The organism is Streptomyces sp. NPDC051214, assembly GCF_040682375.1.
Taxonomy (GTDB): domain Bacteria; phylum Actinomycetota; class Actinomycetes; order Streptomycetales; family Streptomycetaceae; genus Streptomyces.
On the sequence record NZ_JBFBAT010000014.1, the window covers coordinates 183,746 to 210,522 of the forward strand.

Sequence of the window (26,777 nt, forward strand, 5' to 3'; positions counted from 1 at the left end):
CGGCGAGGGCCAAAACCCCCATGGGGTGCCGGAAAGACCAGTTCTCGCCGGAGCAGGCGGACGTTTGTCTGGTCGTGACACCCGCAACGCCCCGTGCTCCGCCGAGCTCAGGCTTGTTCGCCGGCAGCTCGCCGGTGTTCCTCGCGGTGGGCGAGCACCTCAGTCATGTTGGCTTCGGCCCACTCCTTGAGGCCGATCATGACGCGGTTCAGGGACAAGCCCAGGTCGGTGATCTCGTAAGTGACGGTGACGGGCACGGTCGGCGTGACGGTCCGGGTAACCATGCCGTCCACTTCCAGGGAGCGCAGGGTCTGGGTGAGCATCTTCTGGCTGGCGCCCGCGAGCCGCCGGGACAGTTCGGAATAGCGCATCGGCCGGGGTCCGTCCTCGTGCTCGACCCCGGGACGGTGCGGGCCATCGCTGCCGAGCGCAGCGAGGATCAACGCGACCCACTTGTCGGAGATCCGTTCGAGCAGCTGGCGGCTGGGACAGCCCTCCAGGAATGCGTTGTAGCTCGTCTTCTCCTCGGCCCGCCGCTGGGCCGCCGTCCGCGTCGACATCGATCGCTCCGTCCTCACCCGGGGGGTTACGCACTTTCAAGTGCCTGCTTCCGCAGTGAGGTTAACGAAACCAGCATGGAGCCCGGAAGCAATCACCCCACCGCAAAGGAACAAGGCCATGAGTGCTGCAACTTTCCGCACCGCCGTCGTCCGCGTGCCGAGCGGCCCCGACTCGATCGAAATCATCGACGTACCCGTCGTCGAGCCCGGCCCCGGCCAGATACGGGTGGCCATCGCCGCGGCAACGGTCAACCCCACCGACCTCGGCGTCGCAGCGGGCTTCTTCCACACGATCGGGCTGGTGCACCAGCCCGAACACACCGGTCTGGGCTGGGAGTTCGCCGGCGTCGTGGACGCCGCCGGGCCGGGCGTCGACCTGGTCCCCGGCACGCGGGTGGCCGGCCTGGTGGCCGGCTTCGACCGCGACTACGGCACCTATGCCGAGCAGATCGTGGTCGCGGCGGCCGACATCGCCCCGGTCCCCGACGGTCTTGACCTGCTGGCCGCGACCACGGTTCCCCTCAACGGGCTGGCCGCCGCGCAGATCGTCGACTTGCTCGGCGACGCACCCGCCGGGGCCGCGCGACTGCTGGTGACCGGCGCCGCGGGGGCGGTCGGAGCGAACGTCACCGTCCTCGCCCGGGACCGTGGCTGGCAGGTCACCGGGCTCGCACGCCCCGGCGACGAGGCGTTCGTGCGTGGCCTCGGCGCCGACTTCACCAAGAACGCCGAGCCGGAATGGGACGCGGTCGTCGACGCCGCGGAACTCAATGACCAGGCCCTCAGGTTGGTCCGTGACGGCGGCGCCTATGTCGGTCTGCGGCCCGGCCTCGGACCCGACGCCGAGCGCGGCATTTCGGTCAGCTCCCTGCTCACGACCTCCGACCACGGCCGCATCGCCGGCCTCCTCACCCGTGCCGCCGCGGGCGAACTACCAACCCGCGTGCACGCCGTCGTCCCCCTGGACCAGACCGCCGACGCCCACCGGGCAACCGCCGAGGGCGGCCTCCGCGGCCGCTACGTCATCTGCCCTTGACCAGCCCGGCCCATCGAGCGATCGAGATGCCTGACGTCGCAATTGCGTTGATTCAGCGCCTTACAAACTCCCCAACCGGAACGGGCCACGTCCCCGTTCCGGTTGGGGAGTTCTCGTGTGCCAAGCGGCTGTTCGCCCCGATGGCGCTAACGTCGTGCGCGGCTCCGGTGTCTTTGAGCGGTGACACCGCTCGGCCAGACCCGGGCCTGCTCCTACGTACGTGTTCCGCACCCAGAACCGACGACACAAGGGGAATCGATTCCATGACCGTCACAGCAGCACGCCGCACCATGTCACCGCGTCGCTCCGCCGTCCGCACGGCGGCCGTGGCAGCCCTGTCCGCCGCCGCGCTCCTCGGCGGCGGTCTCACGGCTCAGGCCGCCGCACCCGCCCGCACGACGGGCGCGGCTGTGGAGATCGCGCCGGCCGGTGTGCTCGCGACCCAGTGCTACTACAGGGTCAACGCCAGCGGCGGTCTGCTGATCCGCAGCGGTCCCGGCACCAGCTACTCGGTCGTCGGGTCCTACGCCAACGGCGCCACGATCCTCGCGTCGGCGTCCACCACCAACGGTTTCCGCAAGGTGGGCACCAACCGCTGGGTCTCCTCGGCGCACACCGTCCGCATCACCAGCTACCCCTGCGAGTAACAGGGACCCGCGCCGAGGAAACCGTTCCCCTGCCCTTCAACGGTCCCCCAGCCGCCGGAAATCCCCCTTGGCGGCCAGCGGACTGTCCGCTGCCGCCGACCGGCCTGCGAATTCATCACTGGGCTTCTTCAGCGTTGCAACTCCAGTGTGAGGACGGCCTTGGTAATTGCCGTCATGCAGTTGGGACTGCATCGGGACCTGCGGAAGATCCGCCAGGACTCCAGGCGGGCGACGCCGCGTTCGACGGGTGCCCGTGTGGCGGCCAGGGCACGGCTGCGGGTCTTCTCAGTGGGGGTCAGTTCCTGCAGGGGCCTGCGTTTGATGCCGAGGTAGCCACGGACCGGCGCCCTGGTAGGCGAGATCGGTCACGATGGGAACGCCTTGGCGCTCGCAGATGCGGAGGATCCGGTGGGTGCGGCCAGCGGTCAGGTCGTGAGTGCGGCCCGGCAGGGCGGGCGAGAGCCACAGAAGCCGGCCGCCGGGATCGGTGACGACCTGGACGTTCAGGCCATGGCGCCGGTGCTTGTGGGAGTAGTGGGCCCGGCCGTCACCGACCCGGTCGCACTCCGTCAGGCATCTCGATCAACGGCCCGGGGCCTCGCTCGTTTCGCTTCACGGACCGTCACCCGATCGGTGGCCACATCGAAGAAGCTCACTGCATCAATCGCTTGAAACAGTGGCGCGGCATCGCCACCCGCTACGAGAAGACAGCAGCCATCTACCGGGCCGGACGCAACGTTGCGAGCATCTTCCTTTGGTCAGCCAGGTGATTCCAACGAAACCTCCTAGCTGCCGCGGCCTGCGCAGGAGGGCGGGACAGGGCTGTTCCGCTCCTCACACACTGCGCGCAGGGTCAGAGGAGGACGATCGGATTGGTGAGTGCAGCGACGCTCCCGTTGGGATGGCGGACTTCGATGCGGACGAACATTGACTCCTCCGCCGTTGTGTCCCACCGCACCACGCCTCCCTCGTCGCCGGGGAGGGCCGCGCGGTGAACCTTTCCTCCATCGGTGTGGAAGCTGACGGTCCCCACCGGAACACCTCGAACCGTTGCCCGCACTTCGACCTGCCCACCGTGAGTGGTGAGCTGCTCCCCTACCCCGGCAACGTGACCACCGGCATGGGCGGTGAAACTCACGCCCACGTCCGCCGACTCGGCGATCCAACTGCGGCCGGCACGGATTCCGGCCAGGATCGCCTCGGTGTTCAGCTCCTCGGCATAGACCACTGTGTGAGGGGTACCGATCTGCCCTTCCAGATGCGTGTCGCTGTTGCCCATCGCCGGCCGCCACGATCCCATGTGCATGTCCACTGCGAGGCTCCGCCCCCATTCCGCCAAGGCGGCCTCGTTGTCGGCGTTCCATGGTCGGTCCGAAGTCCACAGTCCGTTCCAGACCTCCACCACGTCGAAGCCCCTGTAGGGGAACATGAAGTCGCCCGACGGATAAGGCGCATGCGGGTGTGCGGCGACGCACAGCCCTCCGCTTTGATGGACCTGGTCCAGGCACTGATCGATCGCCCCGTCCCGGACCTGGTGGTTCCAGTCGATGACCTCGCCGGATTTGATGCCGAGCGCGAGCCAGTGCCCGGTCTTCGTGGTCACTTCCTCACCGAGAACGATCAAGAAGTCATCGGCGGCCAAAAGCCCCCACACACCGGCTTGCGCAGCTGAGTTGTGCTCCGTCGTCGCCATGAAGTCGAGCCCGGCAGCGCGCCCTCGAACGGCCAACTCTTCAGGAGTGAGTTCCCCGTCCGAGTGCACCGAGTGGACGTGGCAGTCCCCTCGATACCAGGCCGCTCCGCGTCCGACCGCCCTCGTCGGCGGGAAGCTCAAGTTCGACAAGGTTCTCCCTCAAAAGAGTCCTGCCGAGCCAACGCGTAACCAGAGCTGCCAGTTCCGTGGCACCACCGAACGCAAGCCGTCCAGGCAAGTGCATGACGCACCACGCGGCCACGATCGATACGCTCACCGGCGTGACGATCAGCGAGGACCTCAGTGGGCTGCCGCTCTCTCCCTGCCCGATCCCGGCATCCACACCGGCTTCGCCTGGCTCCCCCTGGACGAGGTGATGATGCAGCATCCGGTGCATCAGGGCATTGAAGAGGAGTACAACCGGCCCTCCCCTTCGCCACCGACACCCCCGATTCCTCCATGTCCGGCTTCTTCGTCGATCCCCGAGACGGACAGGTAGGAGCGTGGGCCGACGAGGGTCAGGTGGCGTTCGGGTTCGGCGCCTTCCGTCGACAAGTGGCTGTGCCCCTCTGCATCACAATGATGCCGCGTAACAGTGCACCGTCACCGTCTGGTGCGGGCTCCACCGTTGTTCCATCGTGGCCAGGCGTTGCCAGCCCAGCCGCTCGTAGAGGGCTGCCGCGGCGATGTCGGAAGCCACGACGTCGAGCACCGGATGGAGTCCGCGCTCTCGCGCCTCCTCCACAGCCCGGCCGAGCAGGAGTGCGCCGATCCCGTGCCCCCGCGCCTGCGGGGCGACGAACAGTCGGCTGACCACCGCGGTCGCATCCGTCCGCGCCCCCTTTCGCTCGTTCCACAGTCCGGGGGCCAGGTCGTCTTCGCCGCTGCGGGACAAGCTGACATGGCCGACGAGACGGCCGTCGAGGTCGGCGACCCAGGCTCCCAGCAGGGATGCGCTCGACAGCCAATCGCCGGGCCGCTCGGGCCAGTTCACCGGATAGCCGTCAGCACGATGGACTTCCTTGAGGACCTCCACGCACGACTCGATGTCCGCGTCCGTCCTCCGCCGGACCCTGCGGCCTGGCCTTCCCTCAGCGCTTCCGAAGCTCTCCTTGTTCACTTCGGTAGGGAAGCACAGGCCACAGGCTCACCACCAGCAAATTCAGTACGCCTGTGTGTCGGCCGCCCAAGCGCCGCCACGGTGAAGGCCGAGTCAGAGATCGCTGTCGATGCCGGTGACGGCCGGCGGGCCGAGTGGAGCGTCCGCCGCGTTGATGCCTGCTTCCTCCAAGGCCGTCGTGACAAGCCTTGAAGCCTCAAGTTCCGCCTCGTAGCGGTCCGTGGCCTTCACTTCGAGACGGATCGAGAACCGGCCGCCGTCGTCCAACGTGAGCAGATCCAGGCCCTCCCCTTCACTGACCTCCGTGTGCCGGGAAGCCAGGCCTCGCTCCAGCGCGGAACGCGCCGCCTCATCGATGTCGGTGAGGAAGGTGCCGGGGACAGTGATCACGAAGGTGGACATGAGGGCTCCGTAAGTTGTCGGGCGGCCCGCGAGGGCCGGTTGTGGCCGATGTCCGGCCACCTGGTCCCGCGGCCCGGCTGGTTACCGTGCCACGCGACTCCAGGCGCCGCACCGGCTGCCCGCACCGGCCCCAGCACTTCAGCCGCTGCCTGCGCGGGGGTGGTGCTCGCGTGCCCCACCTTTTTCCCTTGCACTCGGGTGACTAACCCACCTAGTAGCGGTGGCCGGGCCAGTGCGGATCCGTCCAGCGGGCCTCGTCCGCGAGACCGAGCAGCCGTATTCGGTGCTGCAGTTCCTCCGATGCGCCCGACTCCCGGAGCCGCGTCGCAGCGTGGCCGAGCAGCCAGGCCACCAGGTCGGCGCGGATCGTCTCCTCGTCGTGCTCGTACCAACCGACGTACCACGGCAGGCTCTCCCCCAGGAGCTCGTACTCCCACTCCGCGGCCGCCTCGGCGAGCCGTCGGTCGCTGAGGTCTCCGGTCTGCTCTTCCCAGTCGGCAAGCCACGGTGCAACTGTTCCGGACGCCTCGACACACATCGCGAAGACCTGGTGCGCGGGGACGGCCGCGTCCGGATCGGTAAGACTGGCGACCCACCAGGCGTGCAGGAACTCGCGTACCGGACCGGCGTGATCGTCGGGCCACTGCTGCCACCGTCCGCGGGCGAAGGAGGATCCCGCTTCCTCCAAGCCGAACAGGCCTTCCACCCGACCGGCCACCAGGGCGGTGGCGAACTGCGGCAGGATGCGGCGCAGCACAGCCGCGTGATCGCTCCAGTCGGTGGCCTGCCAGGCCCGACGCAGAAGGTCCGGATCCAGTTCCACATCCGGCGTCTTCAGAAGAGCGAGTTCTTCCGGACTGCCCCAGTGGCATTCGCAGTTGTGCTCGTCCGGACGCGCGGTCATGCCGCGGAAGGAGACCGACAGGTTCTCCAGGGCTGCGTGCAGGCGGCGGGGAGCGGGGCGGTCGTCGAGATGCACCATGGACTCGGCCTTCGAGGACTCCGTACGGCTTCAGCCGACCGAAGATCGCTACGTTACCCGGTGGGGCGGGACCGTGCACCGGCGTTTTCTGATGGCCGTGCGGATCATCGCGACTGCCCCGCCTCACGAGGACGACCCCTTCGTCGCCACGTAGTAGAGGTTGACCGGGTCCCCTTCCACCGACCGCGTCTGTACGTCGGTGAAGCCGGCCTCGGCGAGCATGCGGCGGGCGGTCTGCTCGCCCCACATCGTGCCCAGGCCCGCTCCCCCGGCGCCCAGCGATGTCGTCATGCAGTAGAAGACCGAGAAGCCGAAGAGGGCAGGTGCGAAGGGGTGGTCGAGGTTCTCCTCCAGCTTGCTGGACGCGGCGATGTCGCCCATCAGGAAGGTGCCGCCCTCGCGCAGGGAAGCGGCGACGGCGTTCAGGGTCTCCTGCGGCCGGGCCAGGTCGTGGATGACGTCGAAGGCGGTCACCAGGTCGTAGCGTCCCGTGATCTGCGTCGAGTCGCCGACCGTGAAGTGGACGTTGTCCAGGGAGCGGCGCGCGCTCTCCTCGCGGGCCGCCTCGATGCCTTCCTCGGACTGGTCGAGGCCGTGCAGGAGGCTGCGCGGGAACGCCTCGGCCAGGACCAGCGGCGCGTGCCCCTGCCCGGTGCCCACATCAAGGGCGTCGATGCCGTCGCGCAGCCGCTCGGTGAGGCCGGGGACCAGCGGGATGATGCGCTCGACGAGGGCCGCGTCGTACACCCGGCCCGTCTCCAGGGCCTGCAGCGCCTGGAAGCGCGGGTATGCCGAGTACGGGACTCCGCCGCCGTGCCGGAAGGCCTCGATGACCTGCTGTTCCACCTCGCCCATGAGCGCGATGTAGGGCGTCATGCCGGCCAGGTTGTCGGGGCCCGCGGCGTCGGTAAGGGACGCGGCGTGTTCTGGCGGCAGCAGGTACAGGGCCCCCTCGGGGTCGTACTCGACGAACCCGCCGACGACCATGCCGCCCAGCCATTCGCGGACGTACCGCTCGTCCAGGTGCGCCGCCTTGGCGATGTCCTCGCTCGTTGACGGCGGCAGCGTGCTCATCGTGTCGAACAGGCCGGTCTGGTGGCCGGCGCTGACGAGGAGGGCCAGCACGCCCTTGTTGAGTACGTCGACCACGAGGCCGGCGAATTCCTCCTGCCGCGCGGGATCCAGTGTCATGGTCCCTCCTCAGAGCAACATCACACTCGCCCCCATGCACAAAGTTACGCCCCTTTCGCCTGCCGAGGCGGAACGGGACGGCAGCTGCCTGCACACGGTCATCGGGTGGCGACCACCAGCTACTTTCCCCCAGACGTGGCTGCGCGGCTGCCGGGCTGTCCGGCTGTCCTCACATCCGCGCGGCGCCCGACCTGATGGCCTCGCGGATGCGGGCATAGGTGCCGCAGCGGCAGATGTTGCGGATTCCGTCGAGGTCGGCCTCGCTGATCTCGCGGCCTTCCTCCGCGGCTCGCCGCACCAGAGCGACGGCGGCCATGATCTGGCCGGGCTGGCAGTAGCCGCACTGGGCCACGTCGTGGTCGAGCCAGGCTTCCTGCATGGGGTGCAGCTCCTTGCCCACCGTGGCCGGCAGTCCTTCGATCGTGGTGACCTCATCGGTGGGCCGCAGATTGCCCACCGGGATCGCGCACGGGTTGACCGCCTTGCCGTTGAGGTGGCTGGTGCACGCCTTGCAGACGTTGATGCCGCAGCCGTACTTGGGGCCGGTGACGCCAAGGACGTCGCGCAGCACCCACAACAGTCGCTCGTCGTCGGCGATGTCGACGGTGACCTGCTCGCCGTTGAGGCGGAAGGTGTGCTGGGGCACGAGGGCTCCTTACATCAGGGGCTATGGGGGGGGTGACGGAAGGGGACCGTCAGAAGGCGTGGTCCAGGCCGTCGGTCGGGGACGGAGGGATGGGCGGGGTTGTCGGCTTGGGTTCGAAGGAGAGGGTGGCGTGGTTGATGGGAAACGTGGTGGGCATGGCGCCGGTGGCACGGCCGTATGCACAGGCGACGGCAGCCATGGCCGCCGAGACACCCAACTCGCCTGCGCCGCCCGGCTTTTCGCTGGTGTCCGGCATGATGATGATCTTCAGTTCGGGTGGCGTGTTCCACTGCCGTGTGTAGAAGTAGTTGTCCCAGCTGGCCTCCAGGAAGTGGCCGTCCCGCAGGTGCAGGCTGGAGGTCAGGGCCAGGGCGATGCCGTCCATGGCGCAGCCCATCATCTGCGCCTCCAGGCCGCGGGGGTTGACCGTGAGCCCGGCGTCCACGGCGAGTACGACCTTGGTGACGCGTGGTCCGGTGACACCGTCGCGGATGGGGCGGTTGACGGTCTCGGGCCGGCAGTCGATCTCCACCAGGACGGCGCTGGTGGCGTGGTACTCGGAGTGGAACGCGATGCCCTGCGCCCTGCCGTCCGGCATCGGCCGGCCCCACTGCCCGGCTTCGGCGACCTTCTCCAGTACGGCCTTGGCTCGCTTGTCCTTGAGGAAGTCGCGCCGGAAGCGGTAGGGGTCCTTGTCCATCTTCGCGGCCAGTTCGTCGACGAGGAGTTCGCGGGCGCAGGTGGCGTCGGGCGAGTAGACGTTGCGCATGCTGCCCGTGTTGAAGCTCTTGTCGGTCTCGTTCAGGAGGCGGCTGTGGACCCCGAAGTTGTAGGGCATGGACTGGGAGAGCTGGAAGAAGGTCTCGGAGAATCCGAGGTCGGCCACGGGCAGTTTCGCCGCCATGGCGGTGAGGAGTTCCCCGAAGCCGTGGCTGAGGTCGGTGGCCACGCTGGTGTGGCGTTGCCGGTAGCTGAGGACGGTGTCGCCGAGGTAGGCGATGCGTACGCGGGAAGTGGCCATGGGGTGGGTGCGGCCCTGCCGGGAGTCGTCGGCGCGGTGCCACATGAGCTTGACCGGCTTGCCGATCTTCCGGGAGATCTCGACCGCTTCCAGGGCGGCGTCGAAGAAGAGTTTGCGCCCGAACGAGCCACCGCCTTCCGTGACGTGCACCGTGACGGCATGCAGCGGTAGCCCGAGTTTGGCGGCGATCGTCTCCTTGGCCACGATCGGTGATTTCAGGCTCGACCAGATCTCGGCGCGGTCGGAACGCACGTCGGCGACGGCGCAGTTGGTCTCCAGCGCGCTGTTGCTGCGGAAGTGGAAGGTGAAGCTGCCCTCCACGTACGGAGTCAACGGCGGGAGCCCGAGCGGCACTTCGGCGGCCTTGAGCCTTTTGAGGACGGAGGCGTCGGACTTTCCCTCCGCTGTTCCCGCCTTCCACGTCACCTTCAGCGCGCGTACGGCATCGATGCACTGCCCGAAGGTCCGGGCGCGCACCGCCACCCCGGTCGAGATCACCGCGACGTCGGTGACGCCCGGCATGGCGCGGACCTCGCCGGCGTTGGCCACTGACCCGACCTTGCCGTTGATGGTCGGGGGGCGGCACACCATGGTCGGGGCGGCGTCCGGGACGCTCAGGTCCATCGCGAACTTCTTGCGTCCGGTGACCGCGTCCAGGGCGTCGATACGGCGTTGGGGTGTGCCGATGACGGTGAACTGCTCGGTGGGCTTGAGTTCGGCGGTGACCTGCTGGGTCCGTACGCCCGCGGCCTTTTCGGCGAGTGCGCCGATGTCGATGTGCTGGCCCTTGGGTCCGGTGACGACGCCCGCTGCGAGGCTGAGGTCGCCTACAGGAGCGCCGAGTTCGACCGCCGCGGACTGCAGCAGCCGTCCGCGCGCGATGGCGGCGGCCACCCGGACCGGCGTGTAGGTCGAGATGGTGGTGTTGGACGCGCCGGTGAGCTGGTTGAAGACGAGCTCCGGGCGCGCGTCGGCCAGGGTGACCCGCACCTGTGCAAGGGGGACGCCCATTTCCTCGGCGATCAGCATGGCCGTCGAGGTGGTGATGCCTTGGCCCACCTCGGCCCGGGGCAGGGCGAAGGACACCGTGCCGTCGGTGTTGACCCGGACCGTGATCAGACCGGAGGTCGGCAGGGCCGCCGCCGTCATCACGTCGTTGAGCTCCACCAGTTCGGTGACCTCGGGCGAGGGGATGCCGTCTGCGGAGATCTGCGCCCTGGCTCGGTCGGCCGGTATGAGTTCGGCGGCGGTCACCAGGGTCGGCGCCGCAAGGACGAACCCCAGGAAACGGCGTCTGCCCAGGCCACAGTCGTGCGCGGTCGGATGTCCGGGCCCGCGATCGGCACCGTTCATCGCCGGCCGCCCCCGTCCGGCGTGGTGCCTTTGGCAGTTCGCCGGCGGGGGCGGGTGGGGGCCCCGCTGCTGAGCGATCTCGTCGTGGTGTCCATGGGTGCGGCTCGGCTCCGGTGGTCGTGGGCGGGATCTGCCCGGGGCGGTGGCAGGGAGGCCACCGCCCCGGGGCGGCCGGCAGCCGGGTGTGGCGGCGCCGGCGGGCGTAGGCCTTTGGGGCGGTAGGCCTTCAGGACAGGCGGTTCATGTCCGGGATGTCAATGGAGATGGGCAGGCGTGCTTCGGCGAGGAACAGCAGGACGAACTTGCGGATGGCCTCCTCCAGGGTCCACATGATCCCGGGGATGCCGGGAAGAGGGATCAGCTTTTCGCGGAAGGCCACAAGGAGCGGCCAGGCACCGGCGACCAGGGGCGTCAGGACGGGTTCCTTGGACAGGCCGATCATGTCGCCGACCCGGTCGCCGAGTGTGTAGCGGGAGAACGCGCTGATCAGCGGACGCGTCAGGCCGGCGTCGAGTTCGGCCACGATGTCGAGCAGGACCTTGGTCAGCGCCTTCCCTTCCGTCGTGGCGGCCAGGATCGGGTCGAGGACTTGCTTGGACTGGGCGTCGGCCGCCTGCCAGGTGGCCGGGATGTACTCCTCTCGCACGCCGAGCATGTTCGCGGTCACCTGCCATACGTGCAGATAGGCGTCGGCGTCACCGTCGGAGACCCGGACACGCCATTCTTTCAGCTTGCGCATGACAAGCGTGGCCAGACTGTGCCAGGTGACCAGAATGTCCGCCTGGCTGATGGGAATCTTCTGACCGCCGCTGTTCCGCACCCAGGCCGGGGACTGCGGCAGCAGGTGCCGCACCGCCGCGTGCACCATCCGCGTCTTCACCGCGGTCACGATCATCGAGCCCTGCGGCTGGTAGGCGTCCAGGTCCCCGATGTCGTACCCGAGCCGCGCCGTCTTGGCGATGCGGTCCTTCATGTCCGCACCGCCCTTGGAGTAGTAGACGGCCCGCGCCTCCCGGGGAATGGCGGTGCTCATCAGCCCGCTGCCGAGGCCATACAGCGCCCCCACGTAAATTCCCTTGGTCTTGCTGAACTGGGCGCCGCGGTCGAGTTCGGCCCGGTCGGCCCACGACGGCAGCAGGCTGGCGTGCTCCATGAACTCCCGCAGGTCACGCGGCAGTCCGTCCGGGAGCGGCTGATCGTTGCGGGTCCACTGCCGTAACACCTCGTTGACCTTGGCCACGTCACCGCGGTCGAGTACGGCGGCCAGGACCGGGTCCGCCTCCTCGTCCCACAGCCACTGCGGGTCGACCCCCGCGCCCTTGCCCGCGATCGACGACGCGGGAGACCACGACCACAGGGAGCGCGCCCCGGCCGGCGAGGCCATGCTCAGCGCCCCGACGGCGCCCAGGGTTCCGCCCGTCATCAACACCTTGCGTCTGCTGAGTTCATCCATCGCTGCACACTCCTCCTTCAGCTGGTGCCCGGCCGGTTGGTGTCGGGGATCTCGATGTGGGTGCCCTTGCCCTTGGTGAGGTAGAAGAGGATGTACTGGCGGGCCGCTTCGTCGAGCGTCCAGGCGAGCGGCGGCACCAGCGGCAAGGGGATGAGTTTTTCGCGGAAGGCCACCAGCTTCGGCCAGATGCTCTCCAGGACGCCGTCCCAGAACGGCTCCTTGGGGATGCCGTCCATGTCGGCGACCCGGTCACCGACCAGATACCGGCCGAGCGCGTTGCACAGGGGCCGGTCGATGCCGCCGGGGCTGGTCTGCTCGGCGAGCTGGCCCAGCAGGATGTCGGTCAGTTCGACGCCTTCCCTGGTGGAGGTCAAGATCGGGTCGAGGACCTGTTTGGACTGCGCGTTGGCCGCCTCCCAGCTGGCCGGGATGTACTCGTCACGGACCCCGAGCATGTGCACGGTCACCTGCCACACATGCAGGTAGGCACCGGCGTCGGCGGAGCTGACCGGGACCTTCCACTCGAGAAGCTTCTGCATGGCGTAGGTGGCCAGGCTGTGCCAGGTGACCAGGATGTCGGCCTGGCTGATGGGAATCTTCTGGCTGCCGCTGTTGCGCTCCCAGGCCGGGGACTGCGGCAGCAGATGGCGCACGGCCGCGTGCACCATGCGGGTCTTGACCGCGTGCACGATGACATCACCGTCGGGCCGGTAGGCGTTCAGGTCCCCGATGGCGAAGCCGAGCAGGCTCGTCTTGGCGACGCGGTCCTCCATGTCGGCGCCGCCCTTGGAGTAGTAGACCGAGCGCGCCTCCCTGGGGATGGCGGTGCTCAGCATGCCGCCGCCCACGCCGTTGAGCAGATTGAGGTAGAAGCCGCGGGACTTGTTGAACGCGGCAGCCCGCTCCAGCTTGTCCCGGTCCGCCCACGAGGGCAGTTGGCGCGCCCTGCCCATGAACTCCCGTACATCCCGCGGGAGTCCGGCCGGGGTCGGCTGGTCGTTGCGGGTCCAGGTGCGCAGCAGTTCATTGACCTTGGGCACATCGCCGCGGTCGATCACGGAGGCGAGCAGCTGGTCGGCCTCTTCGTCCCACACCCACTCTGGGTCAACTCCCGCGCCCGCGCCCGCTATCGAATTGCTCGGGGCCCATGTCCACAGCGACCTCGCACTGGCCGGTGAAGCCGCTCCCAGCGCCCCGACGGCCCCCAGGGCACCACCCGCCGTCAACATCTTGCGTCTACTGAGTCCATCCATCGCTCTGAACTCCTCCGTGAGTCCGGCAGCTCCGTGGTTCCGCAGTTCGCTTGGTACGATGAAACGCATTCAGCATCTCTGTATCAACAGGGGAGCACAGACGGGACTTGAACGCCAGAGGCTTCACGCAATCAGGGAGGCAGTAGTGGAACCTGTCCTGCCGGACCTCACCGGGCCCGCTCTCGGCTCCCCGTCGGTCCTTGAACTCGCGTTCAGCGGCGCCACCGACGGGGCCGACGGGTTTGACCCGGACAACGACGTGTCCAAGCGGCTGCTCGACGCCGCGTACGAGCAGTTCTGCCGCATGGGAATCAAGCGCTCCACCATGGCGGACGTGGCACGCCTGGCGGGGGTCTCCCGCATCACCGTCTATCGCCGATTCGCCACCAAGGAAACGCTGGTCGAGCATGTCGTACGCCGTGAATTCCGGCGCTACTTCGACCAGTTCACCCGCGAGATCCAGCACGCCGAGACCGTCTCCGACCGAGTCGTCCTGGGCTTCGTGAGTTCCCTGCGCGCCCTCCGCCACAACCGTCTCATCGGCGGACTCATGGCCGTCGAGCCCGACGCCGTCACGCTGTCGACGGCCGGCGACGGCGGCCGCACCCTTTCCGTGGTGCAGCAGTTCGTCGCCGACCGGCTCCGCCAGGAGCAGCGGGCCGGTCAGATCTCGGGCGGGGTCGACGTCGATGTGGTGGCCGAGATGATGGTCCGCGTCTCGGCGTCCTTCCTCGTCATCCCCAGCCAGGTCATCGACGTCGACGACGACGAGCGGATGCGGGCGGTGGCCCGGCAGTTCCTCGTCCCCATGCTCCAACCACCGCAGTCTGCTGACTCATAGGGTTCGCCTACGAAGCCCTACGGGATTTCTCGCCGGACCCCCGCCACCAGCGCGACGATCACCGTCGCTGCCCACAGCGTCGGCACCACGGTCCGCCGCAACCGACTGAGCCACACCCAGACGCCGCCCATCGTCCTTCCCGCGCCCTGGGGCCGGCGTCGCTCGGCGTCCCAGGCGATGTTCCTCATCTCCACACACCACACGCACGCAGCAGTACCGCGCGGCGGAGAATCGTGCCCGTAGGCTCCCGCCACCTTCGCCCTCGCTTCGTGCGACGAGTCGTTTTTGTTCATGATCAGCTCAACGACGCACGGCGCACCGTGAGATGGCCCCGTCAGTAGGCGAATCAACGCACACGCCTTCGTGTCCCGACACTCCGCTTGCGTTGACGCGCCGCGTAGCGTCAGGGTGGTGGAGACAACGCAACGGCCCGCCGCCCGGGTCATCTGCCTGGACGCCGCCCATCGCCTGCTGCTGATGCGCTGGCGAGATCCGTTCGACGGAACCTGGCTCTGGGAGCCGCCCGGTGGCGGCGTCGAGCCTGGCGAGACAGCGCTGGATGCGGCACGGCGCGAACTTGCCGAGGAGACCGGCCTTGCCCCGGCGGCCGTGCTGGACCAGTCCGTGCCCGTGGACCGCGATGTGCGGTGGAACGGCAAGCGGTACACCGGCACGGAACTCTTCTTCGTCGCTCAGTTCGCCGATGACCAGCCCTCGCTGGTGCGCACCGGCCTGCTCCCGGACGAGCAGGCCAGCCTGGACACTCACATCTGGATCGCATGGTCGGATCTCGGCTCACTGCCGGACCCCGTCGAACCGCCGCAGCTGCTGACCGTGCTCAGGGCCTTGGCGCCGAATGGCCCGTGGTGCGAGCGTCAATAATGCGTTGGCGGACCACGGCCACCCCTGCTAGTTTTCCAGCGGCCGTGCGAGAGACGAGGAGGTGGTACCCGTGAACGCAGAATCGACATGGGTGCTCCCCTCCGGGGTCACGGTCGGGCGATAGGTCGTCCGGGAGCGCCATTCGCGAGCTCCCGAAAGGCACGACCATGCACGTCACTTCCGAACAGCGCCTCGACGACGGCGTACTCGAACGCGAATTCACCCTCGGCGAGATCCCCGGCACCCTGTGGACTCCCGCTTCCGCTCCCGCCCCGCTGGTCCTGATGGCCCACAACAACGGCCTGCCCAAGCGGGACGCCCGGCTCGCGGCCCGGGCCCGGCACACCGCGGCGCACGGCTACGCGGTGGCCACCATCGACGCCGCCGGGTGCGGCGACCGGCCCCGTTCCGCCGCCGACGAGCAGATCCGCACCGACCTTCGCCGGGCGATGCAGGCCGGCGAGCCGGTCGACGGGATCTTCGAGTCCCTCATCGGCCCGCTGGTCGAGAAGGCGGCCCCGGAATGGCAGACCACGTTGGATGCCCTCCTTTCGCTGCCCGAGATCGACGGCCCCGTCGGATACTCGGGCTGGACCGCCCTGGGCATCCGGCTCGCGGCGATCGAGCCACGTATCGCAGCCGCCGGCTTCTTCGCCGGGGGTTACGTGCCCCACGCCCAGCGCGAGGAGGCCCGGCAGGTCACCATCCCGCTGCTGCTCCTGCTGCAGTGGGACGACGAAGGCAACCCACGGCAACGGGCCCTGGACCTGTTCGACGCCTTCGGCACCAAGGAGAAGACACTGCACGCCAACCTGGGCGGGCACACCGGGACCCCGTGGTTCGAGGTGGAGGACGGGGGCCGCTTCTTCGACCGGCACCTGAAGTAGGGCGGGCCACCAGGCCGGCGGCGGACGATGGACGCCGTCGGCCATGGTGGGCGAGCGACTTCGGATCACGGCGAATCAGTGCCGATGGCCGACCTACCGGCAAAGCCCCTCGACATATACTCCGCACGATGTGGCGCACGCCATGGCGAACCGAGGGGGACGTAACGCCGTGCCTGACTTCGACGACCCGGCGTGGGGCCCGTTGCCTGTTCGTCCGGCTCCCGTGCGTTGGCTGTTGCTGCTGCCCCTCACTCTCCTGCTGCTGCCGCTGTGGTGGGTGATGTGGCTTCTCCTGGCGGCTCTCTGCTACTTTGCGGCCTCCGTGGCGCAGCTGTTCGTCTACATCGTGCCGCGCGCCGAGAACGGTGCCGTTCGCGTGCTGGATGCCACCATGGGTCAGGTTCCGTTCATCCCGTTGTGGTGCGTGACCCCGGCGTCGCTGGTCCGCGAGGGCAACATGGCGTACTACCGCGCCCGCGTGGACCGGCGCATCGAGAAGCAGACCCGTCGCGTCGAGAACGCCACCGTCCTTGCCGGGTACGACCGCGACCTCGACCTCGGGGCCCACTACTTCCGCGGTGCGGGAGCCAGTTATGTCGTGGGCGTGGCCTCGGAACAGAACTGGAGCCTGCACCCTCTGCTGCGCTCCCACCCCCGACGCCGGATCCGCCTGCGCCACAACGGCCGCTCACGCGCCGGCGTCGGGACCTGACCTGCCCGCCGGGGTCCCCGACTCCCCTCAGGCAGTGAGGACTTCGAGCGCGGCCGCGTGCACGCCCGGCGCGGCGGCGAGGTAGCTCTCGGCGGCCAGGTCCCACGCCTTGCCCTCGAGGTCGGTCACGACGCCTCCGGCCTCTTGGACCAGCAGCACACCCGCCGCGTGGGACCGGACCTGGTCGAACTGCCAGTGCACGTCCATCCGCCCCGCCGCGACCTGGGCGAGCTGGCCGGTGACCGGTACGGAGACCTGTACGTACAGGGCGGAGTTCATCATCGCCGCGTAGGTGTCGCCCATGCGGCGGGCGAGCTCGGGGTGGTGTCCCGGCTGGGCCTGGCCGGTACCCGCCAGGGCGGCGTCCAGCGACGCCTTGACCGAGACCCGCAGCCGCACACCGTTGAGGAACGCCCCGCCGCCTTCCGTCGCCGTGAACATCTCGTCGAGGACCGGGAAGTAGAGCACCGACAGGACCGGGCGGCCGTCACGGACCAGGCTCACGCCGATGTTCCAGTCGGGCATGCCATGCACGGCGTTGACGTTGCCGCCGACCGGGTCGATGAGCCACCACTCGCCCGCGGCCATCGGCCCCGATCCATGTTCGTCGTTGAGCCAGCCAGCGCGCGGCCGAGCCTGGCCCAGCGCCGTGCGCAAGGTGTCGACCACGGCCGCGTCATTGGCCTGGAGGTTCGCGAGCAGTTCGGGGAGCCCCGGCTGACGGGACTCGGTGGAGTAGCGCGTCATCATCCTGGCGCCGGCCTGGCGGACGGCGGCGACGGTGGCGGCAAGCAGTTCCTGACTCATGGGATGCTCCGGGTTGATCGAAGTGGATGTGCTGCTGGTTAGGATTTACTTCCATGCACTTGGACTTGAATCTGCTGACCGTGCTGGACGCCCTGCTCGAAGAGGGCAGCGTGATGGGCGCGGCCGAGCGGCTGCATCTGTCCTCGCCCGCGGTCAGCCGCACCCTCGGCCGGCTTCGCGCCGTCACCGGGGACGACATCTTGGTGCGCACCGGCCACTCGATGACGCCCACCCCGTACGCGGTGTCGGTGCGCGAGGAGGTTCACCGACTGGTGCAGCAGGCGCACCAAGTACTCTCACCAGTACGCGAGTTGGACCTGGCCGAACTGAAGCGCACCTTCACGATCCAGTGCCACGACGCGGTGGCCGCCTCGCTGGTACCGGTCCTGGTCGCAAGGATTCAGCAGCGGGCTTCCGGAGTGCAGCTGCGGGTGTTGGCCGAGAACGCCCTCGACACCGATGACCTGCGCCATGGCCGCGTCGATCTGGAACTCGGTGGTGACAGGCCCAGCCTGCCGGAGTTCCGGTCCGAGCCTCTCGGTGAGGATCGTCTCGTCGTGGCGATGCGTGCGGACCATCCTTGTGCCGCCGGATTCGATCTGGCCGCCTACGCGTCGCAGCCGCATGTGGTGGTCTCCCGGCGTGGCCGTCTGACCGCGCCGATCGATGATGTGCTGGCCGCCGAAGGCCTTGAACGCCGCGTGGTCGCGGCGGTGGCGACGGTGGCCACGGCCCTGCAGATCGCCGCCCACGGTGACGCGCTGGTCACCTGCACGGCGGTACTCGGCCGTCCTCTCATCGAGGCGTTCGGTCTGCTCGCCCGGCCGCTGCCGGTCGCGTCGCCGGCGGCCACGATCCACTGCAACTGGCACCAGCGCTTCGATTCCGACCCTGCTCACGCGTGGCTCCGCGAGCAGGTCCGCGCGTCACTGGAGGAGATCACCACCGGCTGACCCCCTCCGCCCTGCAGGTCGCCTACTCCGTCAAGGGCAGGGCCACGGCACCGGCGAAGCCAGGGACTTCGGCTTCGTCGAGCATCGCTGCGGCGACGGTTTCGCGGCTGACCTTCGCGCCGAGGTCAAAGGGAGGCCCGGCTTCCAGGCCGACCGTGCGCCGACGGGGGCTTTCCGGCCCGTCGGCGAGCATCCCGGCGTGGAAGACGGTGCCTCCTGCCGCAAGTACGGCGTTGTCGGCTGCGACCTTGTCCGCGAGGCGATCGCCCAGCACCTTGGCGAGGACGTGTGCGCCCTCGCCCGCCGCTTCGACGGACTTACCCGTGCCGTAGGCGCCGAGCCAGATGATGCGCTGAGGGCCGGCGGCGATGACGGCCCGTGCGCCGGTCAGAAGGATCCCGGCCGTGTCCGTACCGAGAGCGGAGAGGACCATGGAATCCCCGTCCACGACGGCGGCGATGCTCGCCGCGTCGTTCACGTCACCCGCCACCTTGCGCAGGTTCGGGGTGTCGGGCAGGGCAATCCGCTCGGGGTCGCGGGCGATGGCGGCCACGGTGTGACCACGACGCAATGCCTGTCGGGTGAGGGCCATTCCGGTCCGGCCTGAGGCCGCGAGGACGGTGAGGTTCATGCCGAGAACGTTAGGGAGGCCGCTACTTAACATCAAGTGCAAGTATCTGACGTGGCAAGTAACTCAGACGCAATCCGCTGCGGGGGCCGAGCTAGCCGCCCGCACATCGAACGATGCAGACGGCTTCCGAGGCGCTCTCGCTCGCTCAGGTGCGGCTGCCGTTGGATCGGCCGAAGAGTTCGACCTCGGCGATGGCCACCTGCTTCTCCGCCGACGCGGCGTGGGCCGACTCGACGGTGAAGCGGACCCGGGTGACCTCGCCGACGCGGAAGGAGCGGCGCTGGCCGCCCGGGCCCGGGTCCAGGGTGATGTCGCGGGTCGCGGTGGAGCCGTCCTTCTTGGTGACGGTGGCCTTGACGCGGTGCGGCAGGGCGGACTTGCCGAGTTCGTCGGCGCGGGTGGAGACGCCCGGCGTGATGATGACGTCCAGCAGGCGGGTCGGCTGAGTGAAACGCACCTCGAGCCACTCCCCCTGACCCGACTCCGCGACTCCCGGGCCCCACCAGGTGTTGTTGAGCTTGTCGAAGGCCAGCTTCGCGCCATGGCCGGCGTACGCGTTCGAGGCGCGGATCTCGTCCGGTTCGACGGGGGCGCGCTTGGCGAAGTGGTCGCGCGTGGCCTGGATGCCGTCGGAGAGGTTCACCGCGGCGAAGATGAGCAGCGTCAGGACGATGGCCCAGGTGATCCAGGTGCCGATGTGGTCGAACACGCGGCGCAGCCGGGGGCGTTCGCCCGCCCACGGCGTCTGGTTGCGGCCGGGCCCCATGAGGCGGCGCCACCAGGGCAGAGGCGCGGACGGCTGGTCCGGTGTCTCGGCGAGCGGCATCGCGCAGCGGGCGCAGAAGTGCCGGTCGGGGCGGTTCGGGGTGGCGCACCACGGGCACGGCGGGCCGTTGCCGGCCTGCGGTTGCTGTCCGGGCACGCGTACGTGCGGGCGCTCGGCGTCGGGCCGTCCGGGCAGGACCGGGCTCACGGCCGGGGGTGGCGGGTCCTGCGCCTCCGGGTCCGAGACGGGCACGAGGAGGGAGCGGACCGTGTCAGGGCCGGGGGTGTTCGCGGGCGCCACCGGGTCATTGGGTGTCGTGTCCGTCAAGTCCGGGTTGGACGCGGCGGGTTGGGGCGTGGCCGCAGGCTCTGCGGGCGCGGCCCGACGGGGCAGGCCGGAGTCGGCGGCGCGCAGATCGGCGGCCGGGTTCCGCACCGGGCCGCCGGCGGCCGGGGCCGGTCCCGCGGCGGGGGGCCCGGTGTGGCCCGGGCGCGCGAAGGCGTCCCGGCCGGGGCCCTCGTCGGCGCCCGGTCGGGCCCCGGAGCCCGCGCGGGAGTCCGCGGCCGGTGCCGCCCCCGAGCGCGCCCCGGCCGTGTCCCAGCTCAGGACGGCGCCGCAGGCGTCGCAGAACGACTGACCGGGTTCCACGCGGGCGTCGCACTCGGTGCAGTTCTGCCTGGTCATGACTCCAGGGTCCTTTCGGTGGCAGTGGTGGTGACGTTGGGGGTGGCGGTGACGGTGACGGAGTAGGGCATGTGGGCGGGGCGGGCGGCGGCGACGAGCGCGTCCAGGCGGTGGGTGTCCGCCGCTGTGGGGGCGGGCAGCCGCAGCGCCACGTGCAGGTGAGGGCGGGGGCTGCCCGGGATGGGGCCGCGCGGGCGCGCGCTCCATGCCGCGCCGCCGCTCTCGGTGATCTCCGGTGTGGTGCCGAAGGCCAGGCGTACCGCCTCCGACAGCCCCTGGCGCGTGCCGCGTACCCGGTGCAGCGCGGCAGCGGCGGCCACGGCGGCGCGCAGCCGTGGCTCGGAATCGATGCCGTCCGTCTCGGCGCCCACCCAGATGCCGAGCCACTGGGCGAAGTCGATCGGGGTGAGCGCGGGATCGAAGTAGGTGTCCAGGCAGTCGAGGACGTTCAGGATCGGCGCCAGGACCTCGTCGAGGCCCGCGACGAAATGCTGGGCCAGGTCGTCGTCGGCGAAGACGGCCGGGAGCATCATCCCGAGGGGCGCGGAGGAGCCCAGGCCGTCGATGGAGCCTCTCATCGGCGGCCGCCCCACTGTCGCTCCGGAGGGCGCAAGGTGGTCCTCACGAGGCATCCCCGATCACCCGTACGCGGTGGTCGAAGGAGAACACCAGGGCGGAGGGCTCCAGGTCGATGCGGTCGGTGCGGTCGCCGCGCTTGCCGGTCAGGGGGTCGGCCGGGTGCAGGACGACCTCGTCGACCAGCTCCACGCCGGGAACTCTTTGCAGGACCGCGAAGATCTCGCCCGCCTGCACGGGGCGGCCGAAGGGCCAGCCTCGGCCGTCCGCGCCGCCGGTCAGCGGGTCGAGGTGGCGGTAGATGGCGTCGTGGGCCGCACGCCGTACGCGGTCGGTCTCCACCCCGCGGAACGCGTGCACCGTGGCCACCACGGTGACGCCCTGGTAGAACGGCGGGCCGACGGCGAGCCGGGTGCCGATCAGGCGACGCTCGTCCAGGTGGCGGGTGATGCGCTCCAACAGGGCGTCACCGGGGACGAGTTGCTCGAAGCGCAGCCGCCCGCCGGGGTCGGCCACAGCCTGCGGGACGACCAGGACGCGCACCGCGTGCGCCCCGTGCTCGTCGGGTTTGCCCTCCAGGCAGGTGATGCGGGCCGTCTCCGGGGCGGCCCGGCGGGCGAGCTCCTCGTAGTCGCGCAACGTCACGGCACGCTCCTGGGCGCGCAGCGTGATGGGCGCGCGGACCTTGGCCTCCTCGACCGTCTCCCCGTCGACACCGCCCCGGGCGGCCTCCCGGTTGATGACCTCGGTGACGTACGGGATGGAGGTGCGCAGCACCCGTATCGCGCCGCGGGCCACGTTGCCGGAGCGGCCGCCGCCGATGCGGTAGCGGCGGGCGCGGATGACCGCGCCCTTGGGGGCGCTCGCGCCGTACTGGCGCAGGGAGCCGTCGGCCTCGCGTACGGCGGGGCCGAAGGCGATGGCGCCGGTGGTCGCGTCCAGGGTGATGTGCCGGTCGTCCGGGCGGGATTCGGCGAAGTGTGTGACCACCTGCCAGTCCTCCCAGCCGTTGTGCTCGGCCGTCTGAAGCAGCACCGGCGGTTCGTCGCCGACGACGGGCGCGTGGGCGAGCCGCAGCCGCTGGCCGGGCAGCCCGGTGGCCTCGCCGAGCGCCTCGTCGTACACCGTGTCCGCGTGTACGACCGGGGTGGTGCCGCCGATCGTGCAGGCGTCGCTGGAACGCACCGTCGGCGAGGTGGTGTAGAAGGGCTGGTCCGCCAGCGGTTCGGTGACGCGGCAGCGCAGCCAGCCCGCCTCGTGGCCGCCGTTGCGGGACAGGACGTGACCGCCGGGCACGTGCAGGACCACGTCGCCGGGCCGGTTGAGGCCGCCGGTGCCGTCGCTGTGCACCTCGCACGGCTGCCAGCCGTCCGCCGTCCAGGCCTCCCAGACCAGCGGCGGCTGGCGGGGGTCGACGCCCACGCCGTCGACGCGGCTGTCGAGTTCGAGGGCGACCGCGCAGTGCGGGACGGCGGCGGTCAGACCGAACAGCAGGCAGTCGCCGGGGCTCGGGGCCTCGCTGAAGCACAGTACGTCGCTGCCCTCGGCGAGGTCGGCGGTGCGGTCGGTGACGGGCTCACCGCGGCGCTGCACCATCAGGTGCCGCAGCATGCACGGGACGATGCGCAGGTCGTGCTCGGTGGCGAAGACGACGGCATCCTCGGTCTCGGTGCGCAGCGTGGTCACCTCGGTGCCGACCGGCACGGCCACCGGTTCGTCGCGGGGCGCGGACAGCCAGAAGGTGACGTCGGTGCGGGCCGCGGACGGCGGGAACAGCGTGATGCCGACCAGGTCGAGGAAGGCCAGGTGGTTCTTCTCCGGGACGCGGTTGAGGCGGTAGACGATCTGGTCCGCCATGTGTGCGACCGTCTCGACGAGGGTGACGCCGGGGTCGGAGACGTTGTGGTCGGTCCACTCCGGGGCGCGCTGCTGTATGTAGCGCTTGGCGTCGTCGACGAACTGCTGGAAGCGGCGGTCGTCGAGGTTGGGGCTCTGCAGGGACATCAGCGGTCGCTTTCGGGGAAGGCGCCGGGGCCGTCGGACGTCTCCGCGGCCCCCGGCTCCTCGTGGGAGGGGATGACGTAGAAGGGGAAGACGAGGCTGCGCGGGTTGTTCGTGCCGCGGATCGCATAGCGCACGTCGATGAACAGCACGCTCTGGTCCTCGCCCGCGGTGACCTCGACCTCGTGCACCTCGATGCGCGGCTCCCAGCGGTCCAGGCTCAGGTACACCTCGTGCTGGATACGGCCCGCGGTCTGTTCGTTGACCGGCGCGAACACCATGTCGTGGATGGCGCAGCCGAACTCAGGGCGCATCGGCCGCTCTCCGGGAGCCGTCGCGAGGACAAGGCGGATGGCCTCCTCGACCTCGCGCTCTCCGCTGACCAGGGCGATGCCTCCGGTGGGGCCGATGCGCAGCGGGAACGCCCAGCCGGAGCCGACGAACTGTTCGGCCATCTGAGAACCACCGGTCCTTGCTTGGTGTGAGCGGGTGAGCGGGTGAGCGTGCGGCTCAGTGGGCGGGTGAGTCATCAGAAGGGCAGGGGTTTGCGGTTGACCAGGACCACACCGTTCAGCCCGATGTTGGTCGAGTTCAGGGCCATCGTGGCGCCGGAGGTGAGCGCCATCGCGCCGACCGTGTTCACCGTGACTCCGCCCGTCGCGATGAGGGAGGCCATGCCGGCCGCCCGCACATTGAAGAAGGAGGTGTTGACGCTGAATCCGCCGCCGCCCGCGTTCACGTTGACGGCGCTGCCGGCCCGGAGGCTGAGCATCCCGCCGCTCTGGATGGACACATTGCGTTTGGCGCTCAGCGTGAGGTCCGTCCCCGCCCGGACGGTCACCGAGCGACCCCCCTTGATGGTGACCGACCCCTTGCTGTCCACGGTGATCTCGGTCTTGGCGCGGTCCAGATTGACGGTCAGCTTGTCGTCGCCCGTGGAGACCCGCACACCCCGATGGGCGCCCACCCGCTGACTGAGCAGGTCGACGCGGTTGCCGGTGCGGTCGGAGAGGGTGTGCCGGCTGGCCTGGTTGCGCGCCCCGGAGTACAGCGGCGCCTTGTTCCGGGTCGGCTTGTCCTTGCCGTTGTAGAGCCCGCCGATCACGAAGGGATGGTCGAGCGCGCCCCGGTCGAAGCCGACGAGGACCTCGTCGCCCACGTCCAGGGGGAAGATGCCGCCGCCGCGCTTCCCGCCGAGCTGCACCACGCGCGTCCAGTCGCTGACGTACGTGTCGTCCAGCCACGGGAACTTGAGCTTCACGCGCGCCTGTTCGTCCTTGGTGTCGACATCCGTGACGACGGCGTTGGCCACACCGGGCAGCCGCGGCTCGCTCTCTGTGCCGCCCGAGGTGAGCCCGTACAGGGAACGCCACTGCCGGCCGCTGACGGTCACCCAGGACTCGTAGCGCTGGCCGTTGCCGAACACGTGCCGCACGGAGGTCGTCGTGTACTTGCCCTGGAAGGGCCAGCCGACGTCGGCGAGCGCCACGGGCACGCCGGGACGCAGCTTGGGGTTGCCGTGGACGATCACCTCCAGTTCGGAGAACGAGGAGGACACGTCGTCGAAGAGGGCGTCGGCGGCGTGCTTGACCTCGGGCCGCTTGTCGTAGGGCATCGAGGTCTGCACGAGCTTGGTCTTCTTGAAGGCGGCCGCGGCCTTCTTCGGCGACGAACCGATGGAGTAGACCGGGTTGTTGGCGCGGCGCGACGTCTCCACGATCTCCCGCGCGTTGGCCACGTCGTAACCGCGCACCTCCACCTCGGCCACCTGGTCGGCGGCGGTCACGGAGGTGCGCAGGCGCAGGATGTCGGTCCCGGACTTCAGGACCAGGGGGTTCTTCTCGCTGCGCGCGCTGGTCGGCGAGGGCGCGCCCGAGGAGGGCTTGGGCGAGACGAAGTTGAACTTGCCCCGGGCGTCCAGGGACATCACCATCTTGTTCTCGTCCGCGAGGCGGGCGATGAAGTCCCAGTCGGTGACGTTGGCCTGGCTGATGAACTCGTAGTTCCCCTTGGAGGATTCGATCTTTCCGATGGGTACGCCCGCCAGCCCGGCCAGCTTCTTGACGATCGAGGACGCGGTCTCGTTCGCGTACGCGACCACGCGGCGCCGGCGCAGGAACCGGTGCCCGAGGTCGTAGCCGCGGATGACGGTGAAGGACCCGGTGCCGTCGTAGTCGGCCTCCAGGGCGGTGACCTCGCCGGTCAGAAGCGGCTCGCCGGAGCCCTGCCCGTCGGCCACCGGCGTCAGCACCACCTCGGTGCCGAACTGCACGTTGAGATCCTTCAGGAGCAGGCGGTGCGGGTCGCGGAAGGTGAGCCGGAACGCGGCGGGCACCCCGGCGCCCTGGTCGACCCAGCCGTCGACGAACATCCGGGCGTACTCGTCGGGGAGTTTGGACCCGCCGAGCTTGACCTTCATGACGCTGGAGAAGGCGACGCCGGCCATCAGCGACCCACCTCCTGTGCCGCGGGCAGCACCAATTCCGTGCCGGACGCGAGGGTGGAGGGATCATCGATCCCGTTGGCCTCGGCGATGGCCCGCCACACCGTGGCGTCCCCGTACTCACGCCAGGCCAGCGACTGCAACGAGTCACCCGCCACGACCCGGTGCACGCTCTGCGCGGTGAGCGCACCGGAGGTCGGGTTCTGCCCCAGCGCATCGCTCGGAATCTCGTGCAGCTGCAACTGGCAGGTGGCCCGGATGGGCACGCCAGAGGTGCCGAAGAGGGTGTACGAGGCGTCGACGGAGGCCACGTAGGCGGTGAACCGGGCCGTCTTGAACGAACCCCACTGGAAGATCACCCACGGCGGCGACGGCTGGTCGGCCTTCTTGCTCTTGGGCGTCACCCCACAGCAGTCGAGGAGCGTCTGCACCTTCTTCAGGACCTGGTTGCTCGTCGGCTTGCCGGAGGAGTCGAGGAAGATCTCCACGCTCATCTGGCGCTGCTCGGAACCCATGAACTCCGGCATCGCGCCGTCCCGGTTGTCGGCCGTCGGCGTCACCGTCCAGTTGGCGCGGCGCCCGATGGTCAGCTGCGCCGGGTTGAAGTCGAAGTCGAACGTCCTGATGAGCCCGCCCGGCGTGGTGCTGGTGCCGACGGGGGGCTCGTGAATGGCGAGGCTGGCGCGCACGAGGCTCTTGCCGGCGCCTTTGCTCTTGGGCATGTGGGTGTCTCCCGCTCCTCTCTCCGGACTCCCGGGTCACGTGGACCCCGGGCCCCTTGCTCTGTGCGGACCCTCAGTCCGTGAACCCGTGGTGGGCGATCTCCAGGACCTCCGTGGCGACGGCCGGGCTGCTGGGATCGAGCCGGGGCCCCTGCCAGCTGACGGGAAGCACATCGATCAGCCCCCACCGCGCGACCTCCGACCCGTCCGCGCGCAGCGCCGCGATCTCGGCGGTGGGCCGTTTGATGCCCGTCTGCACGGAAGAGATCCACTTGGCGACTTTGGTGGTGTCCGGGGTGAGGGGGCGGGTGAGCCGGATGGTGGAGAAGGTGACACGGGAGGGCAGTTGCCAGACGAACCCGTTGTTCCCGCCCTCCTGGCGGTGCTCGATCTCCACCTGGGACGAAAGCCCCTCGCACCCGTTGAAGTAACCGAGGCTCTGGCCGTCGATGGAGAGGCTGAACCAGATCGTGGAACCCGGGTCCTGGCGGGGCATCGCGGGTGGGCCTTTCTGT

Annotated in this window: 27 protein-coding genes and 1 pseudogene; 7 read left to right on the forward strand and 21 right to left on the reverse strand. The window is 69.6% G+C overall.

What is annotated here, in order from left to right; all coding sequences use genetic code 11:
• Positions 1–107: 107 nt before the first annotated feature.
• Positions 108–560: a helix-turn-helix domain-containing protein gene (locus AB0M70_RS32590; protein WP_365825690.1), complete on the reverse strand. Its 453-nt coding sequence runs from the start codon at positions 558–560 to the stop codon at positions 108–110.
• 118 nt (positions 561–678) lie between these two features.
• Between AB0M70_RS32590 and AB0M70_RS32595 the strand changes: the two genes are divergently transcribed.
• Both AB0M70_RS32595 and AB0M70_RS32600 read left to right on the forward strand, forming a co-directional pair.
• Positions 679–1,596, forward strand: a complete 918-nt coding sequence (locus AB0M70_RS32595) for an NADP-dependent oxidoreductase (RefSeq protein WP_365825692.1) — start codon at positions 679–681, stop codon at positions 1,594–1,596.
• A gap of 263 nt (positions 1,597–1,859) precedes the next feature.
• Positions 1,860–2,243, forward strand: coding sequence for an SH3 domain-containing protein (locus tag AB0M70_RS32600; protein ID WP_365825694.1), 384 nt, complete (start codon positions 1,860–1,862; stop codon positions 2,241–2,243).
• A 128-nt stretch (positions 2,244–2,371) separates the two neighbouring features.
• On the opposite strand, the pseudogene AB0M70_RS32605 reads toward AB0M70_RS32600, so the two are convergent.
• From AB0M70_RS32605 to AB0M70_RS32650, 10 genes and pseudogenes are all read right to left on the reverse strand, one after another.
• Positions 2,372–2,810 (reverse strand): annotated as a pseudogene (locus AB0M70_RS32605) (transposase family protein); the annotation flags it as partial.
• A 286-nt stretch (positions 2,811–3,096) separates the two neighbouring features.
• Positions 3,097–4,086: a CehA/McbA family metallohydrolase gene (locus AB0M70_RS32610; RefSeq protein WP_365825696.1), complete on the reverse strand. Its 990-nt coding sequence runs from the start codon at positions 4,084–4,086 to the stop codon at positions 3,097–3,099.
• Between the two features lie 424 nt (positions 4,087–4,510).
• Positions 4,511–4,972, reverse strand: a complete 462-nt coding sequence (locus AB0M70_RS32615; RefSeq protein WP_365825698.1) for a GNAT family N-acetyltransferase — start codon at positions 4,970–4,972, stop codon at positions 4,511–4,513.
• 177 nt (positions 4,973–5,149) lie between these two features.
• Entirely contained in the window at positions 5,150–5,458 is a 309-nt protein-coding gene (locus tag AB0M70_RS32620; protein ID WP_365825700.1) for a hypothetical protein, read from the reverse strand.
• Positions 5,459–5,669: 211 nt separating this feature from the next.
• A complete protein-coding gene (locus AB0M70_RS32625) occupies positions 5,670–6,440 on the reverse strand; it encodes a hypothetical protein (protein WP_365825702.1) in 771 nt (256 codons plus the stop codon).
• 123 nt (positions 6,441–6,563) lie between these two features.
• A complete protein-coding gene (locus tag AB0M70_RS32630; protein ID WP_365825704.1) occupies positions 6,564–7,631 on the reverse strand; it encodes a class I SAM-dependent methyltransferase in 1,068 nt (355 codons plus the stop codon).
• A gap of 169 nt (positions 7,632–7,800) precedes the next feature.
• Positions 7,801–8,277 carry a (2Fe-2S)-binding protein gene (locus tag AB0M70_RS32635; RefSeq protein ID WP_365825706.1) on the reverse strand — a complete coding sequence of 159 codons (477 nt, stop codon included), beginning with the start codon at positions 8,275–8,277 and terminating at the stop codon, positions 7,801–7,803.
• Positions 8,278–8,326: 49 nt separating this feature from the next.
• Positions 8,327–10,651, reverse strand: a complete 2,325-nt coding sequence (locus AB0M70_RS32640) for a molybdopterin cofactor-binding domain-containing protein (protein WP_365825708.1) — start codon at positions 10,649–10,651, stop codon at positions 8,327–8,329.
• Between the two features lie 226 nt (positions 10,652–10,877).
• Positions 10,878–12,104 carry an oxygenase MpaB family protein gene (locus AB0M70_RS32645; protein ID WP_365825710.1) on the reverse strand — a complete coding sequence of 409 codons (1,227 nt, stop codon included), beginning with the start codon at positions 12,102–12,104 and terminating at the stop codon, positions 10,878–10,880.
• A gap of 17 nt (positions 12,105–12,121) precedes the next feature.
• Complete coding sequence (locus AB0M70_RS32650) at positions 12,122–13,198, reverse strand: oxygenase MpaB family protein (RefSeq protein WP_365825712.1); 1,077 nt, start codon at positions 13,196–13,198, stop codon at positions 12,122–12,124.
• Positions 13,199–13,502: 304 nt separating this feature from the next.
• Here AB0M70_RS32650 and AB0M70_RS32655 point away from each other — a divergent pair, with 304 nt between their 5' ends.
• On the forward strand, positions 13,503–14,198 hold the full coding sequence (locus tag AB0M70_RS32655) for a TetR/AcrR family transcriptional regulator (RefSeq protein ID WP_365825714.1): 696 nt from the start codon (positions 13,503–13,505) through the stop codon (positions 14,196–14,198).
• Positions 14,199–14,215: 17 nt separating this feature from the next.
• On the opposite strand, the gene AB0M70_RS32660 is transcribed toward AB0M70_RS32655, so the two are convergent.
• Positions 14,216–14,386, reverse strand: a complete 171-nt coding sequence (locus tag AB0M70_RS32660; RefSeq protein ID WP_365825716.1) for a hypothetical protein — start codon at positions 14,384–14,386, stop codon at positions 14,216–14,218.
• Between the two features lie 223 nt (positions 14,387–14,609).
• Here AB0M70_RS32660 and AB0M70_RS32665 point away from each other — a divergent pair, with 223 nt between their 5' ends.
• From AB0M70_RS32665 to AB0M70_RS32675, 3 genes are all read left to right on the forward strand, one after another.
• Positions 14,610–15,080, forward strand: coding sequence for an NUDIX domain-containing protein (locus AB0M70_RS32665; protein WP_365825718.1), 471 nt, complete (start codon positions 14,610–14,612; stop codon positions 15,078–15,080).
• A gap of 167 nt (positions 15,081–15,247) precedes the next feature.
• Positions 15,248–15,967 carry an alpha/beta hydrolase gene (locus tag AB0M70_RS32670; protein WP_365825720.1) on the forward strand — a complete coding sequence of 240 codons (720 nt, stop codon included), beginning with the start codon at positions 15,248–15,250 and terminating at the stop codon, positions 15,965–15,967.
• A 169-nt stretch (positions 15,968–16,136) separates the two neighbouring features.
• On the forward strand, positions 16,137–16,679 hold the full coding sequence (locus tag AB0M70_RS32675; protein WP_365825722.1) for a hypothetical protein: 543 nt from the start codon (positions 16,137–16,139) through the stop codon (positions 16,677–16,679).
• A gap of 27 nt (positions 16,680–16,706) precedes the next feature.
• Here AB0M70_RS32675 and AB0M70_RS32680 read toward each other — a convergent pair whose 3' ends face one another.
• Positions 16,707–17,486 (reverse strand): inositol monophosphatase, encoded by a 780-nt coding sequence (locus AB0M70_RS32680; protein WP_365825724.1) that lies wholly within the window; start codon positions 17,484–17,486, stop codon positions 16,707–16,709.
• A 53-nt stretch (positions 17,487–17,539) separates the two neighbouring features.
• Here AB0M70_RS32680 and AB0M70_RS32685 point away from each other — a divergent pair, with 53 nt between their 5' ends.
• Positions 17,540–18,439, forward strand: a complete 900-nt coding sequence (locus AB0M70_RS32685) for a LysR substrate-binding domain-containing protein (protein WP_365825726.1) — start codon at positions 17,540–17,542, stop codon at positions 18,437–18,439.
• Positions 18,440–18,461: 22 nt separating this feature from the next.
• Here AB0M70_RS32685 and AB0M70_RS32690 read toward each other — a convergent pair whose 3' ends face one another.
• The 8 genes from AB0M70_RS32690 to AB0M70_RS32725 form a co-directional block, all read right to left on the reverse strand.
• Positions 18,462–19,070: an NAD(P)-binding oxidoreductase gene (locus AB0M70_RS32690; protein ID WP_365825728.1), complete on the reverse strand. Its 609-nt coding sequence runs from the start codon at positions 19,068–19,070 to the stop codon at positions 18,462–18,464.
• 145 nt (positions 19,071–19,215) lie between these two features.
• Entirely contained in the window at positions 19,216–20,520 is a 1,305-nt protein-coding gene (locus AB0M70_RS32695; RefSeq protein ID WP_365825730.1) for a zinc ribbon domain-containing protein, read from the reverse strand.
• On the reverse strand, positions 20,517–21,098 hold the full coding sequence (locus AB0M70_RS32700) for a phage tail protein (RefSeq protein ID WP_365825732.1): 582 nt from the start codon (positions 21,096–21,098) through the stop codon (positions 20,517–20,519). Before AB0M70_RS32700 ends, AB0M70_RS32695 begins: the two co-directional genes overlap by 4 nt.
• Before the next feature lie 43 nt (positions 21,099–21,141).
• On the reverse strand, positions 21,142–23,100 hold the full coding sequence (locus AB0M70_RS32705; protein ID WP_365825734.1) for a putative baseplate assembly protein: 1,959 nt from the start codon (positions 23,098–23,100) through the stop codon (positions 21,142–21,144).
• A complete protein-coding gene (locus AB0M70_RS32710) occupies positions 23,100–23,552 on the reverse strand; it encodes a GPW/gp25 family protein (RefSeq protein WP_365825736.1) in 453 nt (150 codons plus the stop codon). The genes AB0M70_RS32705 and AB0M70_RS32710 overlap by 1 nt, the downstream gene beginning before the upstream one ends.
• Positions 23,553–23,626: 74 nt before the next feature.
• Positions 23,627–25,543, reverse strand: a complete 1,917-nt coding sequence (locus tag AB0M70_RS32715) for a VgrG-related protein (protein ID WP_365825738.1) — start codon at positions 25,541–25,543, stop codon at positions 23,627–23,629.
• Positions 25,543–26,262 carry a LysM peptidoglycan-binding domain-containing protein gene (locus AB0M70_RS32720; protein ID WP_365825740.1) on the reverse strand — a complete coding sequence of 240 codons (720 nt, stop codon included), beginning with the start codon at positions 26,260–26,262 and terminating at the stop codon, positions 25,543–25,545. Before AB0M70_RS32720 ends, AB0M70_RS32715 begins: the two co-directional genes overlap by 1 nt.
• Positions 26,263–26,335: 73 nt before the next feature.
• Positions 26,336–26,758 carry a phage tail protein gene (locus tag AB0M70_RS32725; RefSeq protein ID WP_365825742.1) on the reverse strand — a complete coding sequence of 141 codons (423 nt, stop codon included), beginning with the start codon at positions 26,756–26,758 and terminating at the stop codon, positions 26,336–26,338.
• Positions 26,759–26,777: the final 19 nt, after the last annotated feature.